We start from the raw sequence: 18,826 nt of genomic DNA on the forward strand, positions 1-18,826 counted from the left end.
CGATGAAGACAGTGATTCTATTGTGCGGCCTGCTTTGCGACGAGGTGGTGTGGGAATACCAGGCGCAGGCACTACGCGCTGAATACGATGTCCGGATCCTGAAATTCGTGGAGCAGGATTCGATGGAAGCGATGGCCGCGCATGTCCTGCGCCATGCGCCGGAGCGGTTTGCGCTGGCGGGGCATTCGATGGGAGGGCGGGTCGCACTCGAGCTCATGCGCCGGGCGGGGCCGCGCGTGGAGCGCCTGGCGCTGCTGGACACCGGATTCGAAGGGCCTGCGGCGGATGAAGCATCCCGGCGCGCCGTGCTCGTTGAGCAAGCCCAGCGAGAGGGGATCGACGCCGTCGCGGCAGCCTGGGGCCTGCCGATGCTGGCGCCAGGCCATCGCAGCAATCCGGCCCTGGTTCGGGCCATGTTCGACATGGTGGGGCGCATGTCGGGTGGCATCTACGCCGCGCAGACCCGTGCCTTGCTGGGCCGGCCGGATGCGACCGAGGTGTTGACGAACATCGCCTGCCCGACGCTGGTCCTGTGTGGGATGGAAGATGGCTGGAGTCCGCCGGAGCGGCATCGGCGCATGGCGGAACTGATTCCACGCGCCAGTCTGCGCCTGATCGACGACTGCGGCCACATGTCGATGATGGAGCAGCCCGTTGCGGTGCTGGCCGCGCTGCGCGACTGGCTGGCCCTGGAGGATGCCCATGCATGACGAAGAAGCGGTCCGGCGCGTCTGCGCCGAACTCATATTGCGCTATGCCTACCTGAATGACGAGCGCCGCCATGAGGACCTGGCGGCGCTGTTCACCGAGGACGGATGCTTGTACCGGCCATCCGCGCCCGGACAAGCCATCCAGGGGCGTGAAGCGATCCTGGCGGCGTTTCGCAAGCGGCCGGCCGACACCATCACGTTTCATGTCTGCAGCGACATCCTCATCGAGGTCCAGGACAGCGGGCGGGCACAGGGCAGGTCAAGAATACTCCTGCTGTCCGCGCCCCGGCCAGCGGACGACGCAAGGCCGCAGCCCGGCGTGCCGGTGCCGGGCGTCTTCATCGACCGCTTTGCATTAACGGAAGACGGGTGGAAATTCGCCGAAAGGCGTGGCTCGTTCTGGATATAGCTTACAACCAAAATTACCAAGCAGGAGACATCATGGCAACCATCATCGGTGGTATCGGGACATCCCATGTCCCCACCATTGGCCTGGCCTACGACAAGAAGCGGCAGAACGACCCGGCCTGGGCGCCTCTGTTCGAAGGCTACAAACCAGTGGCGAAATGGCTGGAAGAGAAGAAGCCCGATGTGCTGGTCTTCTTCTACAACGACCATGCCAACAGCTTCTTCTTCGACTGCTATCCCACCTTCTCCATCGGCGTGTCGCCGGAATTCGACATGGCCGACGAGGGCGCCGGCCGCCGGCCGCTGCCCAACATCAAAGGCCACGCGAAGCTGGCCGAACACGTCGTTAATCGCCTGGTCAACGAAGAGTTCGACATGGCCGTGTTCCAGGACCGGCCGCTCGACCATGGCTGCAATTCGCCGCTGGCCTTGCTCTGGCCACATGCGCCGGCCTGGCCGGGCGCGATCCTGCCGATTGCGATCAACGTGCTCCAGCATCCCTTGCCGACGGCGGCGCGCTGCTACAAGCTGGGGCAGGCAGTGCGGCGCGCCATTGAATCCTACCCGGAAGACCTGAAGGTGGTGGTGGTCGGCACCGGCGGGCTGTCGCACCAGATCCACGGCGAACGCACCGGCTTCAACGACACCGACTGGGATGAGGAATTCTTGCGGCTGTTCGTCGAGCATCCGGACTACCTGAACGGGCTCACGCATGCGGACCTGATCCGTCTCGGCGGCGCCGAGAGCGCGGAAGTGATCATGTGGATGGCCATGCGCGGCGCCCTGGCCGGCAAGATCCGCTGCCTGCACCAGAACCATTACCTTGCCACGACGACCAACATGGCGGTGGCATTGTACGAGCCTGAGGCCGGCCAGCCACAGGAGCCGCCGCTGGCGCACTCCAACACCCAGCTGCTCGGGGTGGACGAGATCCCGGGCACCTATGCCTTCGACATCGGGCACAGTGTCAAGGCGCTGGGCTTGAACCGCTTCTTCTGGCGGCACCGGGAGCCGGCCTTCCGTGAACTGGTCCGCCGCGACCTCGAGGCGGCGTTCGACGAATCGGGGCTTGGCGAGGAGGAAAAGGCGCTGGTACGCAGCAGGGACTGGCTCGGCCTGATCAGGTACGGCGTATCCTTCTTCGTGCTCGAGAAATTTGCACGCGTGCAGAGGATGTCGAACCTGGAGGTCTACGCGAGCATGCGCGGCGAGAGCCTGGATGCGTTTCTCCGTACGCGGAGAGTGCCGGAATCGGCCTGAGCGGCCGATTGCGATGGGCCGAGGCCCCGGTCGATCCGGGCCTCGGCCAGGCCGTTCAACGGTCGTGGACCTCTGCGACGCAGGGGTTGCGCTGCTCGCCAAGTCCGGTGATCGACGCTTCCATCACGTCGCCGTCGCGCAGGAAACGCCCGAAGTGGATGCCGTTCCCGGCCGGCGAACCGGTGCAAATGACGTCGCCGGGCCACAGTTGCACACGGCTCGAGATGTATTCGATCTGGCGCGCGATATCGAAGATCATGTCGGAGGTGCTTTCGTCCTGCATCACCTCGCCGTTCAGCTTGAGGACGATCTGGAGCTGCTGCGGGTCGGCCACGAAAGCCGCCGGCACCAGGTAGGGGCCGAGCGGGAGGAAGGTCGGGGAGCTCTTGCTCGACACCCAGTCCGTGCCCATGGCCTTCGGTTCCTTGCACCAGATCAGGTCGCGGCTGGTGATGTCGTTGGCGATCGTATATCCCGCGATATAGCCTGCAGCGTCTTCACGTCGCACATGCCGCGCGGGCTTGCCGATCACGATCGCCAGTTCCAGTTCCCAGTCGGGCTGGCTGGCCAGCGCGGGCAGGATAACCGGGTCGTACGGTCCGGTCACCGCGGAGAGGAGCTTGCTGAAGACGTAGGGCGAGCCCGAGGTGGCGCGTTCGCGCATCATGTTTTCGGCATAGGCACGTAGTTCCGCAGGCGTCATCTCCGCGGTGCCGGGATGGGCGCCCGGCCCCATGCTGACCAGGATGTCCACGACGTGCTTGAAGTAGTTTGCGCCGGTACAGAAGATCTGGCGTGGCAGTTCGACCGGGGCGTGCACCTTGAGGCTGGAGACCGGTACCCAATCGAGCGCGCCGGCCTGGTCGCCCAGCGCGAGCGCCTCGGACAGGACGGCGAAGTTGGCTTGCCAGTTCTGCAGCAGGGCGAATACCGATTCGCTGCCGCTCAGTTGCAGTCCCTTGGCCTCGGCCAGCTTTCGCAATGCGTGCAGGGCGATGACACGGTCACCCTGCACGAGGCCGGCGAAGGCCGGAGCACCGGCGGTCGAAAAGCTGCCGAGCTTGAAGCCGGTCCGGGTATGCGTATCTGTCATACAGTCCTATCCTTTGTTGGTTGGCGCGAGCCGCCAGTATATGGATGGCGCTGCCGGTTGACGAATGGCGAATTCCGCTAGCTGCCTTCTGAAAAACCGATAGCTCCGGGCTGCGCCATCCATCGGTCCAGCCGATGGGAGCGATCGGAAAAACGCATGCCAGCAAGGCGCATGGCCTCGGTAGAATCGGCTGGATTCGCGCGCCCCCCGGGCGGGCGGTCCGCCGACTCACGACCAGGAGACCCCATGCTGTTTCATCAATGTACGCCGACATGCCCAAGCGATTGCCCGGACCATTCCCCGGTCCGGGTCCAGGACGCGGCGCGCAGGAAAACACGGACGTTCACCGTCGACCTGCATTGCCATGCGCTGTTCCCGGAGGTCGAAAAGCTGGTGGCCGGGCTGCCGCAGAAGCTGGCGGAGCCCGAGCTGATGCTGCGCGCGCTGGGCGCCCCGACCGTGGAATACAACAACAGGGTGATGCTGCCGCAGGCCGGGCCGAAGCTGACCAGGCTGGACGAGCGCCTGCGCGACATGGATGCCATGGGCGTCGACATGCAGCTGGTGAGCCCTACCTCCACCCAGCACTACTACTGGGCCGAGCCGGACCTGGCCGCCGAGGTGGTTCGCATCCAGAACGAGGGAATCGCTGAACTGTGCGCGACCCATCCGGATCGCTTCCTCGGGCTGGGCACGCTGGCGCTGCAGCATCCCGCTCTGGCGCTCGAACAGCTCGAGCACGCCGTGCGCAAGCTGGGCCTGCGCGGCATGGAGATCTCGACGATGGTCGCCGGCAAGGAGCTGGCCGACCCGATGTTCGAGCGCTTCTGGGCCAAGGTGGAAGAACTGGGATGCATCGTGTTCATCCACCCGTTCGGCACCACGCTGGGCACGCGCCTCGACCAGCACTACTTGTCCAACGTGATCGGGCAGCCGCTCGAGACGACGATCGCACTGTCCCACCTGATCTTCGGCGGCGTGCTGGACCGCTATCCTGGCGTGAAGATCCTTGCGGCGCATGGGGGGGGCTACCTGCCTTCGTACATCGGGCGCTCCAACCACGCATGGCATGCCCGGCAGGACGCGCGCGGCTGCGCCAGGCCGCCCGGCGACTACCTGCGCCAGATCTGGTTCGACAACCTCGTGTACGAACCCGAAGCGCTGCGTCACCTGATCCAGGAAGCCGGCATCGACCAGATCGTGACCGGGTCGGACTATCCCTTCGACATGGGGCAGTACGGCTTCTCGGACCTGCTGGATTCGGTGCCGCGCCTGTCGCAGGAAGACCATGAACGCATCGCCTACCGCAACGCCGAGCGCCTGCTCGGCCAGGGCTTGCGGCCCGCGGACTGGACGCCGCCGGCCCAGTCCTGAATTCCCACCGGCACCGCTGCAGGGCGGTGCCGGCGCCACTGGTGCAATGCCGCGATCCAGGTCGGACAAGCATTCAGTGGACCGATAGGTCGTATCGGAATAATCCATTTTACGGATGGCGTGCGCCTCCCTACAGTGGGCGAGACATCACTTCGTTGCGAGCGCTCCCAAACACATATGTTCAAATATTTTCCTACCAACTACGTCTGGAACCTGTCGGTCGACCTGGCCATCGAAATGGGTGCGCGCATCGGCGAGATCGAGGAGATGTGCGCTCCGCTGCAGGAAGCGGCGAAGCAGCCGGATGCCGCCGGTACCAAGGCCTTCCGCGAGACCTGGGCGAAGATGGCCGACAAGCTCTGCGGCCTGGCCGAAGAGGACGAAGCGCGCGGCCGTTTGATCTCGGCCGGCGACAAGTACGGCCGCGCGGCCACCTACTACCTGACCGCCGAGCGCCTGCAAGCGCATGGCGCGTCCGGCCGCAGGGAACTGTACAAGCGTTTTCTGGACGTGTTCGCACGCGGCCTGAAGCTCTCCGGCGAGAACTGCGTGCGTGTCGAAATTCCCTACGGCGACGCGCATATCTCGGGCCTGTACGTGCGCGCCGAAGGCGGCAGTGACGGCACGACCGGCACTGCGGCGCCGGCGCCGATCCTGGTGCAAGTCAACGGCCTCGATTCGACCAAGGAAATGAAGTACCGCGTCGGCCTGCCGCAATGGTTGGCCAAGCGCGGCGTGTCGTCGCTCGTCATCGACCAGCCGGGCACCGGCGAAGCGCTGCGCCTGCATGGCATGCACGCGGTCTTTGACAGCGAGCGCTGGGCCAGCAAGGTGGTCGACTGGCTCGAGACCCGCGCCGACGTCGACCCGAAGCGCATCGGCCTCGAGGGCGTATCGCTGGGCGGCTACTACTGCCCACGCGCGGTGGCCTTCGAGCCGCGCTTTGCTTGTGGCGTGGTGTGGGGCGCCAACCACGACTGGCGCGACGTCCAGAAGAAGCGCCTGGCGAAGGAAGGCAGCTTCCCGGTGCCGCATTACTGGGAACACGTGCGCTGGGTGTGGGGCGCGAAGGACCATAACGACTTCATGCGCATCGCCGAGAGCGTCCACCTCGACGGCATCCTGGACCGCATCAAGGTGCCCTTCCTGGTGACCCATGGGCAGAAGGACTCGCAGATTCCCCTGCACTGGGCCGAGCGCACCTACGAGCAGCTTGTGAATAGCCCGAAGCGCGAGCTGAAGGTATTCACCGAACGCGAAGGCGGCGTGCAGCATTCCAGTTTCGACAATTCCGCCAACGCGGGCGCCTACATCGCCGACTGGGTCGCCGAGACCCTGGGCGGACGCACGGCAATTTGACTACAAAGAAAGAGCAAGCACCATGAATATCATCGGACCCGACGAACTGCTGTTCGGCGTCGACAACCTCGAAGCCTGTTCCCAATACCTGACCGACTACGGCCTGAATCCGGTCGGAGCGGGGCGCTTCGAAGCACTGGATGGCACCGCCATCGTCATCGCCCACAAGGACGACCCCGCGCTGCCGCCGTCGATGGGCACCGCCAGCATGCTGCGCAAGACGGTCTACGGCGTGGCGGACCAGCAGACGCTGGGCGCCATCGCCGAGGAACTGGGCCGCGACCGCGATGTCAAGTGCCTCCCCGACGGCTCGATCGAAGCGGTCGACGACATGGGCTTCGTGCTCGGCTTCCAGGTGACCATGCGCCGTCCTCTCGGCCTGCCGGCCGAGGCGATCAATGCACCGGGCGCGTACGGGCGCCCGGCCAACGTGGTGGGCGTCGACGAAAACGCTTCCGCGAAGCCGCGCACGCTGTCGCACGTGGTGTACTTCGTGCCCGATACAGCCAGGGCCGAAGCCTTCTACGTGGAGCGCCTCGGCTTTCGCTGCACCGACCGCCTGGTCGGTGCAGGACCCTTCCTGCAGCCGGCCGGCACCGCGGACCACCACACCCTGTTCATGATCCAGACCCCGCCGTTCATGAAGGGCTGCGAGCACTTCACCTTCCACATGGGCGGGCCGACCGAGGTGATGCAGGCCGGCACGCGCTTCGTGGAGAAAGGCTACCAGTCGTTCTGGGGGCCGGGGCGCCACAAGATGGGGTCGAATTGGTTCTGGTACTTCAACAGCCCGCTGGGCTGTCATGTCGAGTACGACGCCGACATGGATATCCACGACGAAGCGTGGGTGGCGCGCGCGATCCCGATGGACGCCGATGCCTCGCAGCTGTTCCTGTTCGAGCGGCGCGACAAGTGGGCACCGGGCGGCCCACCGCCCGGGCCGGTGGGCGCCGCCGAGCGCCACTAGGAGTTGGGCGTGAGTGAACAGGTATTCCTGTGCCGCGAGGATGCGCTGGCGGAAGGCCAGTCGCGCGGCTTCGATCCATGGGGCGAGGGGCACGATACGGTACTGCTGGTGCGCCACGCGGGCAAGGTGTTCGGCTGGCGCGATGCTTGCCCGCACCATGGCGGCACCCCGATGGCCTGGCGCAAGGACGCCTACCTGAACGGAGACCGGACGCGCATCGTGTGCGCCGCGCACGGCGCGCAGTTCGATATCGCGAGCGGGCTGTGCACGCTGGGACCCTGCCTGGGCCAGTCGCTGCAGAGCGTCGACATCGTCATTACATCAGAACGAGAAATCTATATCTGCCAGGAAGGCGGAGGGGACACGGAACATGACAAGCAGCGCCAGTAAAGTACTCATCATCGGAGGCGGTTTCTCCGGCATGGCAGCGGCGATCGAATTTCGCCGCGAGGGCGTCGAGGTCGACCTGGTCGAAATCGACCCCGGCTGGCGCTCGTATGGCGCCGGTATCAGCCTGGGCGGCGCCACCTTGCGCGCCCTGCGCCGCCTGGGCGTGCTCGACGCCTTCCTGGCGCAGGGCGCGGCGTCGGACGGCGTCGACATCTTCATTCCGACCGGCGTCAAGGTGGCCAGCCTGCCGACGCCGCGCATCGCCGGGCCGGACGTCCCGGGCAATGCCGGGATCATGCGTCCTGTGCTGGCGCGCATCCTCGCCGAGGCGACCCGGGCGGCTGGCGCCACAGTGCGCCTGGGCTGCACGTTTACCCACATCGAGCAGGACGAGGACGGCGTCGATGTCAGCTTCAGCGATGGCAGCCGCGGGCGCTACGATCTGGTGATCGGCGCCGACGGCCTGTATTCCAAGGTGCGCGAAACCCTGTTTCCGGATGCGCCCTGTCCGCAGTACAGCGGCCAGGGCGTATGGCGCGCGGTGCTGCCTCGCCCCGTGGAGGTGACCGGGACCATGATGTGGCTGGGGCCGAAGATCAAGACCGGCCTCAATCCGGTGTCGCGTGACGAGATGTATCTGTTCGTGACCGAGGACCGCGCCGAGAATTCGCATATTCCTCCGGGCGCCTTCCTGCCCATGCTGAAAGCGCTGCTGGCGCAGTTTCCGGCGCCGCTGATGCAGCAGGTGGCGCAGCAGCTCGACGAGCGCTCGCAGATCATCTACCGCCCGCTGGAGAGCCTGCTGGTGCCGCAACCATGGTATCGCGGCCGCGTGGTGCTGATTGGCGATACGGTGCACGCGACGACGCCGCACATGGCGTCGGGAGCCTGCATCGGCATCGAGGACGCGATCGTGCTGGCCGAGGAGGTGGGCAAAGGCGGCGCGGTGCTTGATGCCTTGGCGCGCTACCAGGAACGGCGTTGGGAGCGCTGCCGCATGGTGGTGCAGAACTCCGGCCGGTTGGGCGAGATCGAGATCGCCGGCGGCGACAAGGAAGAACACAAGAGAATCATGGGCGAGACCCTGATGGCGCTCGCCGCCCCCATCTAAGGAACAACAAATGACCCGCCAATTCATCGATCTGTCGATCTACCTCGAGAACGAAGTGCTGTCCGATCCGCCGCCACTGGCGCCGAAGATCACCTACCAGAAGCACCAGGAGACGCTGCCGGAATTCATGGCCATGATCCCGGGAACGACGCCCGAGGACTACCCGGACGGCGAGGCCGCCGCTGCCGAATGGGTGACCATGACGACCCATAGCGGCACTCACCTCGATGCGCCTTACCACTTCCATTCGACCATGGATGCGAAGACCGGCGAAAAAAGGGCGTCGATCACGATCGACGAGGTACCGCTGGAATGGTGTTTCCAGCCGGGCGTCAAGCTCGACTTTCGCCATTTCCCGGATGGTTACGTGGCCACGGCGCAGGACGTCGAATCCGAACTGAAGCGTATCGGCCATGAACTGCAGCCGCTCGACATCGTCGTGGTCAACACCCGCGCCGGCAGCCGCTACGGCCACAACGACTTCGTGCAGGCCGGCTGCGGCATGGGCTACGAGGCGACCATGTACTTGCTCGAGCGCGGCGTGCGCCTGACCGGCACCGACGCGTGGAGCTGGGATGCGCCGTTCTCGTACACGGCGAAAAAAATTGCCGAGACCGGCGACAAGTCCCTGATCTGGGAAGGCCACAAGGCCGGACGCGACATCGGCTACTGCCACCTCGAGAAGCTGCACAACCTGGAGGCCCTGCCGGCGCATGGCTTCTTCATCAGCTGCTTCCCGCACAAAGTACGCCGCGGTTCGGCCGGCTGGACGCGCGCGGTGGCGATCGTCGACGACGCGCTGCAAGCACTGCCGCGCAATTAAGGAGGCAACATGAAACTGGCGACTTACCGCAATGGCGAAGCCGATGGCTGCCTGATGGTCGTATCGACCGACCTGTCGCAGGCCGTCGAAGCCTCGGGCCTCGCGCCGAACCTGCTGCAGGCGCTCCAGCGCTGGGACGAGGTTGCCCCCGAACTGCAGCGCCTGTCGGATGCGCTCAATGCGGGACTCAAACCGCTCGCCCGTCCGTTCGATGCGGCACGCTGCATGGCGCCGCTTCCCCGCAGCTTCCAATGGTGCGATGCTTCCGCCTTCCTGAACCACGGCCATCTGATGGAGCGCGCCTTCAACACCGCGCCGATTCCGGATTTCGACAAGATTCCCGTGATGTACCAGGGCGCCTCGGACGATTTCCTCGGGCCTTGCGAAGCGGTCCCGATGCCGGACGAAGCGCTGGGCATCGACTTCGAGGGCGAGTTCGGCGTCATTACCGGTCCGGTCGCCATGGGCGCCACGCCCGAGGCGGCGCAGCAGGCCATCCGCCTGGTGGTGCAGCTCAACGACTGGAGCCTGCGCACGCTCGGGCCGCGCGAAATGAAGACCGGTTTCGGCTTCCTGCAGGCCAAGCCATCGACCAGTTTCGCCCCGGTCGCGGTGACGCCCGACGAGCTGGGCGAACACTGGGTTGACGGGCGCGTGCACCTGGACCTGGAAGTGGTCTGGAACGAAGAGCGCTTCGGCAGTCCGAACGGAGGCGAGATGCACTTCAGCTTCGGCGAACTGCTGGCCCACGCGGCGCGCACGCGCAAGCTGAGCGCCGGCACCATCATTGGCACCGGCACCGTGTCGAATGCCGGTGGCGAGCGGGGTTCAGCCTGCATCGCGGAGCGGCGCGTGATCGAGATCATCGCCCAGGGCGCGGCCGCCACCCCCTACATGCGTTACGGAGACCGCGTCCGCATGGCCGCGCGGCTGCCGTCCGGCGAGGCGCCGTTCGGCGCGATCGACCAGCGGGTAGTCGCATGTTGAGCCGCCGCCCGAACAATTCACGCAAGGAGACCCCATGTCCAGACTCTCGCGCCGCACACTGCTGAAGGGACTCGCTCCCGTGCTCGCCGGCTCGGTGCTGCCGGCCCGGGGGGAACAGCAAGCGGCCCGTCCGCCAAACATCGTCTGGCTGGTCAGCGAGGACAACTGCCCCATGATCGGCGCCTACGGCGACCGGCTGGCGCGCACGCCGGTCATCGATGCGCTGGCGACGCAGGGCATCCTCTACCGGAACGTGTACGCCACCTCGCCGGTATGCGCACCCTCGCGCTTCGGCATCATCACCGGTGTGCGGGCGGAGAGCGCCGCGCCCGCCAATCACATGCGCGCCGTCGCGCAGTTGCCGGCCACCTTGCGCGCATTCACCGAATACCTGCGTAAACGCGGCTACTACTGCTCGAACAACAACAAGACCGACTACAACTGCGACATCGCACTTGCCGATGCATGGGACGACAGCAGCAAGAGCGCCCACTGGCGCAATCGCGAGCCGGGCCAGCCGTTCTTTGCGGTCTTCAATGACGAGACGACCCATGAAAGCGGTTTGTTCCGGCCCGACCTGATGAAGCAGCCGGCACCAACCGGCGCCGTGACGCCGGAGCAGGTCAGGGTGCCCGGCTACCTTCCAGACACCCCGCTGGTGCGCCGCGACATCGCGCTGTACTACAACCTGATGGAGAAGATGGATGCCCAGCTCGGTGCACGCCTGGCCGAACTGGAGGCGGATGGGCTGGCGCAGGACACCATCGTTTTCTACTACTCCGACAATGGCGGTGCACTGCCGCGCAGCAAGCGCTACTGCTATGACGAAGGATTGCGCTGCGCGCTTGTCGTGCGGGTTCCCGAGCGCTTCAAGGCCATGGCGCCGGCAGCGCCCGGGTCGACGGTCGACGCGCCGGTGACTTTCATCGACCTGGCGCCGACCGTGCTGTCGCTGGCCGGCGTCGAGCGCCCCGCCTACATGCAGGGCGCGCCTTTCCTGGGACCGGCGACCGGGGCTCCGCACCGCCTGGCGTTCGGCGGACGCGACCGCATGGATGAGCGCTACGACATGATTCGTACCGTCAGCGACGGGCGCTGGCGCTACATTCGCAACTACATGCCGCACCGCCCATGGGGCCAGCATGTCGGCTTCGCCTGGCTGGCCAAGGGCTACCAGGACTGGGAGCGGGAATTCCGGGCCGGCCGCCTGAATGCCGACCAGGCCCGCTTCTTCGGCAGGAAACCCCACGAGGAGCTGTACGACCTGCAGGCGGACCCGGACCAGCTGCGCAACCTCGCCGGCAGGCCCGCGTCGCGGGAGCGCCTGCGCAAGCTGCGCGCCGCGCTCGACGAGCACATGCTGGCCATCAACGACAACGGCTTCATTCCCGAAGGGTCGCCCCTCGAAGGCTATGTCGCCAGCCGGGCGCCCGGCGCCTATCCCTTGCGTGAAGCGATGGCGCTGGCCGCCAGGGCGGCGCGAGGACGGCCGTCCGATCTCGCCACGTTCAGGGCGGCCCTGGACGAGCGCAACGAAGTGCTGCGCTTCTGGGGCGCCCAGGGGCTGCTCGTCCTGGGACGGGACGCACGGGCGGCGCTGCCGTCCCTGGTCAAGGCGATGGAGCGCGACCCCTCACCGCAGGTGCGGGTGGCCGCCGCGGAAGCCGTGGCCATGCTTTCCGATCCGGGCCGCGCGCTTGCCGTGCTGTCCGGACTGCTCGACGCGGATAATCCACCGCCGGTGCGCCTGCAGGCAATCAATGCGCTGACCTTCCTCGGGGCGAAGGCGCGCCCCGTGCTTCCCTTGGTCACCGCCGCCACCCAGGACAGCGACAAATATGTGAACAATGCCGCCCGCTACCTGGCCCTGGTGCTCGAGCGCAGCTACGAGCCGGGCAAGGTCACGATCGACCTTGCCGCCATGGCGCGCGGCTACCAATGAGCATTCCCGGTCGTGGCGACATGGTGAGCCTGCCTGGAGGCGACTTTGCCATGGGCTGCGACGGCGTCTATCCGGAAGAGGCGCCGGTGCGGCGGGTGCGCGTCGGTCCCTTCCGGATCGACCGCGGTCTGGTAAGCAACCGGCAGTTCGCGCAGTTCGTCGCCGCAACCGGTTACCGTACTGTGGCGGAGCTGGCGCCGGACCCGGCCGTCTATCCCGGGCTGCCCGTCCACCTGGCGCTGCCCGGCTCGATGGTGTTCATCTATCCGGCGCTGCGCCGGGAAGGCGCATCCGGTCCGCCCTGGCAATGGATCGCGGGCGCCGACTGGCGTCATCCTTTCGGTCCGGACAGCGGTATCGCGGGCCTCGAAGACCATCCCGTGGTGCATGTGACTGCGCGTGACGCCGAGGCCTACGCACGATGGGCGGGAAAGGCCTTGCCCACCGAAGCCGAATGGGAGTTCGCCTGCCGCGGCGGGCTCGATCGCAAGCGCTATGCATGGGGTGACAGCTTCCAGCCCGGCGGACGGTTCATGGCGAACACCTGGCAAGGGGATTTCCCCGACCAGCAGTTGGCCCTGCATGGCTTCGCCGGCACCTCGCCGGTCGGCAGCTTCCCCCCGAACGGGTATGGACTGCTCGACATGATCGGCAATGTCTGGGAGTGGACCGCGGACTGGTTCGCCATGCCGGGCGCAGGCAGCAAATCATGCTGCATTCCCAGCAATCCGACCGGGGGCAGCGAAGCGGGCAGCATCGATCCACAGGCGTCGCTGGCCAGGCTGCCGAGGCGCGTGATCAAGGGGGGCTCGCACCTGTGCGCCCCGAATTATTGCCAGCGCTATCGGCCAGCGGCGCGTGCGGCGCAGGCGATCGATTCGGGGACCAGCCATATCGGCTTCCGCTGCATCGTCCGGCCCTGAGCCCCGCGCAAGCACGGGGCGGACGTGCGCCTTCCCGCGGCCTATCCGCTGCTCCGATTCCACGCATTCAATTTTCCGATTGGACAATTTACAGCGTCAGCGCATAGGATCACTGCATCTGGAAATGGTACCGCTACCGTAGCAAGGGGGCGGCGGCGGTCCGAAGAACCAATAAATACAGGCAGGAGGATACCTGCCCCGAGGAGATCATATGGAAGCTTGTCGTCTGCGCCGGCGCGCTGTCGCGCGTGCACTGGCCCTGGTTGCATTGCCGGCCCTGGCCGGCTGCGCCGCTCCCGGCGCAAAACACGAGGCAGGGCCGGAGTCGGTACCCGGCGTCCTTTACGGAAGCGGACAGCCGGCCATCGGCGTGCGCAGCAAAGCGGTCCTGAAAGTGGACGGCGCCGCGTTCCGCGACGCCAACGGCGATGGCCGGCTCGATCCCTACGAGGACTGGCGCCTGAGCCCCGAGCGGCGGGTCGCGGACCTGCTGCCGCGCATGACGCGCGAGCAGAAGGCCGGGATGATGCTGATCGATACCCTGAACGCGGGCTGCGCGGGCAGCCTGGCGGACTCCAAGGCGGCCGACTACGTCAAGGCGCAGAAGATGACGCGCTTTATCCTGCGCAACGTCGCCGGACCGAAACCGGACGTCTGCGACGGCAGCGTCAAGCCAAGCCGCGGCGGTTTCACCGTCACGCCGCGCCAGCTGGCCGAATTCCACAATGCCGTACAAGCCATGGCCGAGAACGAGCCCCTCGGCATTCCGGCGCTGTTCAAGGACAACCAGCGCAACCACTACAACAACGACCCGCGCTTCGGCATTTCAGGCGGCGCCGGCGCCTTCACCGAGTTCCCGCGCGAAGCGGGTATCGCGGCAGCGGCGCTCGGCACCGGGGACATGGCCCCGGTCCGCGCCCTCACCGATGTGATGGGAGCCGAGTTCCGCGCAGTCGGCCTGCGCGGGGTGTACGGCTACATGGCGGATCTCGCCACCGAGCCGCGCTGGTACCGCATTTCGGAAGCGTTCACCGAGAACGCCGACCTGAATGCCGACATCATGCGTGCCCTGGTCGGCGGCCTGCAAGGCGGTCCCCTGAGCCCGCGTTCCTCGGTCGCGCTGACGATGAAGCACTTCCCGGGCGGTGGACCGCAGGAGCAGGGGCTGGACCCGCACTATTCCTTCGGCAAGGGACAGGTCTACCCTGGCGGGAACTTCGGCTATCACCTCAAACCGTTCAAGGCGGCGATCGACGCCGGGCTGGAAGCGGTCATGCCCTACTACGGCGTACCGGTCAAGGTGACGTACGAAGGCGTGACCTACGACCAGCTCGGCTTCGCGTTCAACCGGCAGATCGTCACCGACCTGCTGCGCGAGAAGCTCGGCTTCAAAGGCTATGTGAATTCCGATACCGGCATCATCAACGAGCGTGCATGGGGACTGGAGGGCAAGTCCGTGCCGGAGCGCGCGGCGACGGCGATCAATGCCGGTGTCGACGTGCTGTCCGGGTTTAACGAGAACAAGGTCATCCTCGACCTGGTCGATCGCGGGCTGGTCAAGCAGGAGCGCGTGGACGAGGCAGTGCGCCGCCTGCTGCTGGTGCAGTTCCGGCTAGGCCTGTTCGAAAATCCCTACGTCGACGCCGCGGGTGTCGACGGCATCATCGGCAAGGCCGAGCACCGTGCGGCCGGGCTGCAGGTGCAGAAGCAGTCGATCGTGCTGCTGCAGAACCGGGAACAGGGCGCGGCCAGGCTGCTGCCGCTGGCGTCCGGAAAGCGCGTCTACACGATGGGGATGGGCAAGGCCGACGTCGAGGCTTATGGCTACAAGGTCACCGACGGCAATTACACGGCGCCCGGAGCGCGTCCGAGCGCGGCAGGCCACGACGTGGCGATCATCCGCGTCCAGGTGACCAATCCGATGAGAACCACGCTGGCTTACCGTACCAGGCAGATGGGAGCCGATGCGGGCAAGCTCAATCCGCGCACCGGCAAGGTGTGGGGCTTTGAAGATCCCTGCGTCAGCCATCCGGCGCACAACCCCAAATGCGTCGACGACATGGGGATGCTGTTCGGCGGTCCCTTCCCGTGGGAAGCCGACAGGCTCTCGTTCACGACCATGGCCGCCTCCGAGTCCTGGCAGATTTCCCCGTCGCTGGCGGACATCCAGGCGGTGATGCGCGAGGTCGGGGCGGAGCGCACGGTATTGGCGATCTATTTCCGCCAGCCGTATGTACTGGACGAGGCAAGCGGCTTCCGGAAAGCCGGCGCGGTGCTGGCGACTTTTGGCGTGACCGACCTCGCCTTGCTGGACGTCGTCAGCGGCAGGTTCAAGCCTCAGGGCAAGCTGCCTTTCGCGCTGGCCAACAAGCTCGAAGCGATCGTCAACAAGCAGTCGGATGTGCCGGGCTATCCGGCTGCGGATACCCTATACCCCTACGGCTTCGGCCTGGGTTACTGAGAGCGGCCATGGTTGACAGAAGAAGCCTCCTCGGCGCGCTTGCAGCGCCGGCATGCGCGTCTCCGCGGCCGCCGGTACCGCCGGGATGCGCGATTATTCTGTTGAACACGACTTTCCGGCCGATCCGATGGCCAGCATCAGCACCAGCTTGCATCATTTGAAACGGATCCTGACATGAGTTATCGACGCGTTTTCCACTGGGTTGCCGCATTGCTGGCGACCCACCTGCTTCTTGGCGCGGGCGCGCATGCGGCGCCGGTCGCCGGCGGAAGCCGGACCGCGACCCCGCTGGTCGAGGGCTGGCGCTTCGCCTTCGGCGCCCACCACACCGAGCAGTCCGATGCCAGCGGCTGGCAAGCCGTCACACTGCCGCACACCTGGAACCGGATCGGTGGCCATACGACCAAGGCGGCCGATGCCAACGACAGCCGCGGCCAGGGCTGGTACCAACTGAAGTTCCGCGCGGGGCAGGGGACGGGCAAGCCGCGCCGGAGCTGGCTGCAGTTCGACGGCGCCAGCATCGTCAGCGATGTGTGGCTCAACGGCGTGCGGCTGGGCCGGCACGCCGGCGGCGTGTCCGCCTTCCGCTTCGATGTCAGCGATGCGCTGCGTACTGGCGACAACCTGCTGGTGGTACGCACCGATAACACGGCGCCGGACACCAAGGGCTCCGTCACCGCCGAAACCCTGCCGATGGGCGGCGACTGGTTCATGTATGGCGGCCTGTATCGCAAGGTGTCGCTGATCACGACGGCGCCGGTGCACGTCGACCTGGGCGACCATGGGGGACCGGGCGTCTACGCCCGTACCGTGTCGCTCGAGCCGGGCCGCGCGCAGGTGGAAGTGGTGGCGAGAATACGCAACGATGCCGGCGCCGCGCAGGCGGTCAAGGTCCGCACTTCGCTGGTCGACGCCAAGGGCAAGGTCGTTGCCAGCAACACCCGGTCGCTCGAGATGGCGGCGGCGTCGCTGCACGAAGTGAAGACCAACCTGGACGTGGCGAAGCCGCGCTTGTGGAACGGCGTCGCCGATCCCTACCTTCACACTGTGCGCGTAGATGTGCTGGCCGGCGCTCGCACGGTCGACACGGTGGCGGAACAGTTCGGCATCCGCACGATGCGCTTCGATCCCGACAAGGGCTTTTTCCTGAACGGCAAACCCCTGGCCTTGCGCGGCGTGAACCGCCACCAGGAAACCGGGGCGAACGGCTGGGCATCCACGATTGCCGAGCTGGAGCGGGACTATGCCATCATCAGGGAAATCGGCGCCAACACCATCCGGCTCGCCCACTACCAGCACCCGAAGGAGGGCTACGCGCTGGCCGACCGGATGGGGCTGATCGTCTGGGCCGAAGTGCCCCTGGTGCTGCTGTCGGCCCCGTATGGCGAACCGGCGGCCACGCCCGGCTTCATCGCCAACGCCGAACAGCACCTGCGCGAGCTGATCCGCCAGAACTACAACCATCCGTCGATCGCGGTCTGGTCGATCGCGAACGAGCCGAACATCGCCAATGTCTGGATGCAGCCCAAGCCGCCCACCTTGCCACTGCTGGAGCGCCTGGCAGCGCTGTCGCGGGCGGAAGATCCGTCGCGTCCGCCGGTCCTGGCCAGCTGCTGCGGCACGCTGCCGGGAAGCCTGATGCCGACCACGCCGGGCAAGGGCCTCGATTCGCCGCCCGAGGCCGTCGATGTATTCGGGGTCAATGTCTATTTCGGCTGGTATTACGCCAACGTGGCAGACCTGAGCGCCTACCTCGACGAAGTGCACGCCTTCTACCCGAAGAAGGCGCTCAGCGTGACCGAGTATGGCGCCGGCGGCGCGCTGTCCCAGCATACCGACAATCCGCTCGGCGGCCCGATCGTCGCCGGCGGACGCCCCCATCCGGAGGGCTTCCAATCCTATATCCACGAGAAGACCTGGCCGCAGTTACGCGACAAGCCCTACCTCTGGGCCAGCTGGCTCTGGAACATGTTCGACTTCGGCACCGCAATCCGCATGGAGGGCGACCTGGTCGACACCAACGACAAGGGGATCGTCAGTTTTGACCGTTCGGTAAAAAAGGAATCCTTCTATTTCTACAAAGCGCACTGGAACCCGGAACCGATGATCTACCTGGCCGGGCATCGTTATCTCGACCGCGCCAGTCCCGTAGCCGACGTCAAGGCCTATAGCAACGCACCGAAGGCGCGGCTGTCCGTGAACGGCCGCGACCTGGGCAGCGTGGACTGCGTCGAGCGGATCTGCTTGTGGCGCAACGTGGTGCTGGCCAAAGGCGACAACGAGATCGTCGTGAGCGCCTCGCTCAAGGGTAAAGCCCTGCGCGATCGGGCCGTCTGGCGGCGCGCGGATGGCCCAGGCACCTACCGGGTGCTGGCAGGCCAGCTGGGCGTCATGCAGACCAGCGCCGGTCTTTACGGCTCGGACAACTTCTTCACGGGCGGGGAGGGCAAGCTGCTGAACGAGCCGGTGCGCCGCCCGCCGCCGCCGAAAGTCGTGCAGGGGGCCGCCGACCAGCAGATGTACCTGGGTTACCGTACCGGCCGTTTCAGCTACGAGCTGCCGCTGCCGGATGGCGAATATGAGCTGACCTTGCGTTTCGTCGAACCGGTCGACAAGCAGGAGGCGGGCAAGCGTGTCTTCGATGTGCGCGTGCAGGATCGCCTTGCATTGGCCGATCTCGACATTGCGGCAAGCGTCGGCAGCCTGACGGCGCTCGAGCGCACCGTGCCCCTGCGCGTCAGCGGCGGAAAGGCCCGGATCGATTTCGAGCCGAAAGCCGGCGAAGCAATCCTGTCTTCGTTCAGCGTGACCCCACGCTAAACGGCCCAGCGCCGGTCCCGCGCTTCAGCAGCGGTACCGGTACCAACATTCCCGAAGCGCGCTTTGGCCGCTGGTGCCCTCGCACACCAGCGGCGGTTCCGTTTTAGCGCATCCCCGCACGGTCGCTGTGCGCACAACTATCGGATTCCCCGATCTCGAGCATCCGGAATATCGATTGGACACGGCGAATGCACGGCG

16 protein-coding genes are annotated in these 18,826 nt (G+C 66.3%); 15 read left to right on the top strand and 1 reads right to left on the bottom strand.

The window, feature by feature from the left end; translation table 11 throughout:
* Window positions 1-2: 2 nt before the first annotated feature.
* From AB3347_RS20305 to AB3347_RS20315, 3 genes are read left to right on the top strand one after another with little or no spacing between them, the layout of a single operon-like run.
* A complete protein-coding gene (locus AB3347_RS20305) occupies window positions 3-710 on the top strand; it encodes an alpha/beta fold hydrolase (protein ID WP_369093528.1) in 708 nt (235 codons plus the stop codon).
* Window positions 703-1,119 (top strand): nuclear transport factor 2 family protein, encoded by a 417-nt coding sequence (locus AB3347_RS20310; RefSeq protein WP_369093529.1) that lies wholly within the window; start codon window positions 703-705, stop codon window positions 1,117-1,119. The genes AB3347_RS20305 and AB3347_RS20310 overlap by 8 nt, the downstream gene beginning before the upstream one ends.
* A gap of 32 nt (window positions 1,120-1,151) precedes the next feature.
* Entirely contained in the window at window positions 1,152-2,378 is a 1,227-nt protein-coding gene (locus AB3347_RS20315) for a gallate dioxygenase (RefSeq protein WP_369093530.1), read from the top strand.
* Window positions 2,379-2,433: 55 nt separating this feature from the next.
* On the opposite strand, the gene AB3347_RS20320 is transcribed toward AB3347_RS20315, so the two are convergent.
* Window positions 2,434-3,471, bottom strand: coding sequence for a fumarylacetoacetate hydrolase family protein (locus tag AB3347_RS20320; RefSeq protein WP_369093531.1), 1,038 nt, complete (start codon window positions 3,469-3,471; stop codon window positions 2,434-2,436).
* Between the two features lie 246 nt (window positions 3,472-3,717).
* On the opposite strand from AB3347_RS20320, the gene AB3347_RS20325 reads away from it, so the two are divergent.
* From AB3347_RS20325 to AB3347_RS20380, 12 genes are all read left to right on the top strand, one after another.
* Window positions 3,718-4,845 carry an amidohydrolase family protein gene (locus AB3347_RS20325; RefSeq protein WP_369093532.1) on the top strand — a complete coding sequence of 376 codons (1,128 nt, stop codon included), beginning with the start codon at window positions 3,718-3,720 and terminating at the stop codon, window positions 4,843-4,845.
* 177 nt (window positions 4,846-5,022) lie between these two features.
* On the top strand, window positions 5,023-6,204 hold the full coding sequence (locus AB3347_RS20330) for an alpha/beta hydrolase family protein (protein ID WP_369093533.1): 1,182 nt from the start codon (window positions 5,023-5,025) through the stop codon (window positions 6,202-6,204).
* A gap of 22 nt (window positions 6,205-6,226) precedes the next feature.
* Window positions 6,227-7,171: a VOC family protein gene (locus tag AB3347_RS20335; RefSeq protein ID WP_369093534.1), complete on the top strand. Its 945-nt coding sequence runs from the start codon at window positions 6,227-6,229 to the stop codon at window positions 7,169-7,171.
* Between the two features lie 9 nt (window positions 7,172-7,180).
* Window positions 7,181-7,561, top strand: a complete 381-nt coding sequence (locus AB3347_RS20340) for a Rieske (2Fe-2S) protein (RefSeq protein ID WP_369093535.1) — start codon at window positions 7,181-7,183, stop codon at window positions 7,559-7,561.
* The gene (locus AB3347_RS20345; protein ID WP_369093536.1) at window positions 7,542-8,672 is read left to right on the top strand and encodes an FAD-dependent oxidoreductase; all 1,131 of its coding nucleotides are present in this window, start codon (window positions 7,542-7,544) and stop codon (window positions 8,670-8,672) included. The genes AB3347_RS20340 and AB3347_RS20345 overlap by 20 nt, the downstream gene beginning before the upstream one ends.
* A 10-nt stretch (window positions 8,673-8,682) precedes the next feature.
* Complete coding sequence (locus AB3347_RS20350) at window positions 8,683-9,495, top strand: cyclase family protein (protein WP_369093537.1); 813 nt, start codon at window positions 8,683-8,685, stop codon at window positions 9,493-9,495.
* A gap of 9 nt (window positions 9,496-9,504) precedes the next feature.
* On the top strand, window positions 9,505-10,482 hold the full coding sequence (locus tag AB3347_RS20355; RefSeq protein WP_369093538.1) for a fumarylacetoacetate hydrolase family protein: 978 nt from the start codon (window positions 9,505-9,507) through the stop codon (window positions 10,480-10,482).
* 34 nt (window positions 10,483-10,516) lie between these two features.
* Complete coding sequence (locus tag AB3347_RS20360; protein WP_369093539.1) at window positions 10,517-12,424, top strand: sulfatase-like hydrolase/transferase; 1,908 nt, start codon at window positions 10,517-10,519, stop codon at window positions 12,422-12,424.
* On the top strand, window positions 12,421-13,347 hold the full coding sequence (locus tag AB3347_RS20365; protein ID WP_369093540.1) for a formylglycine-generating enzyme family protein: 927 nt from the start codon (window positions 12,421-12,423) through the stop codon (window positions 13,345-13,347). Before AB3347_RS20360 ends, AB3347_RS20365 begins: the two co-directional genes overlap by 4 nt.
* A gap of 211 nt (window positions 13,348-13,558) precedes the next feature.
* Window positions 13,559-15,808: a glycoside hydrolase family 3 N-terminal domain-containing protein gene (locus tag AB3347_RS20370; RefSeq protein ID WP_369093541.1), complete on the top strand. Its 2,250-nt coding sequence runs from the start codon at window positions 13,559-13,561 to the stop codon at window positions 15,806-15,808.
* A gap of 52 nt (window positions 15,809-15,860) precedes the next feature.
* Window positions 15,861-15,986: a hypothetical protein gene (locus AB3347_RS20375; protein ID WP_369093542.1), complete on the top strand. Its 126-nt coding sequence runs from the start codon at window positions 15,861-15,863 to the stop codon at window positions 15,984-15,986.
* Window positions 15,983-18,628 carry a glycoside hydrolase family 2 TIM barrel-domain containing protein gene (locus AB3347_RS20380; RefSeq protein WP_369093543.1) on the top strand — a complete coding sequence of 882 codons (2,646 nt, stop codon included), beginning with the start codon at window positions 15,983-15,985 and terminating at the stop codon, window positions 18,626-18,628. The genes AB3347_RS20375 and AB3347_RS20380 overlap by 4 nt, the downstream gene beginning before the upstream one ends.
* Window positions 18,629-18,826: the final 198 nt, after the last annotated feature.

Source organism: Massilia sp. X63, from assembly GCF_041023745.1.
Taxonomy (GTDB): Bacteria; Pseudomonadota; Gammaproteobacteria; order Burkholderiales; family Burkholderiaceae_D; genus Telluria.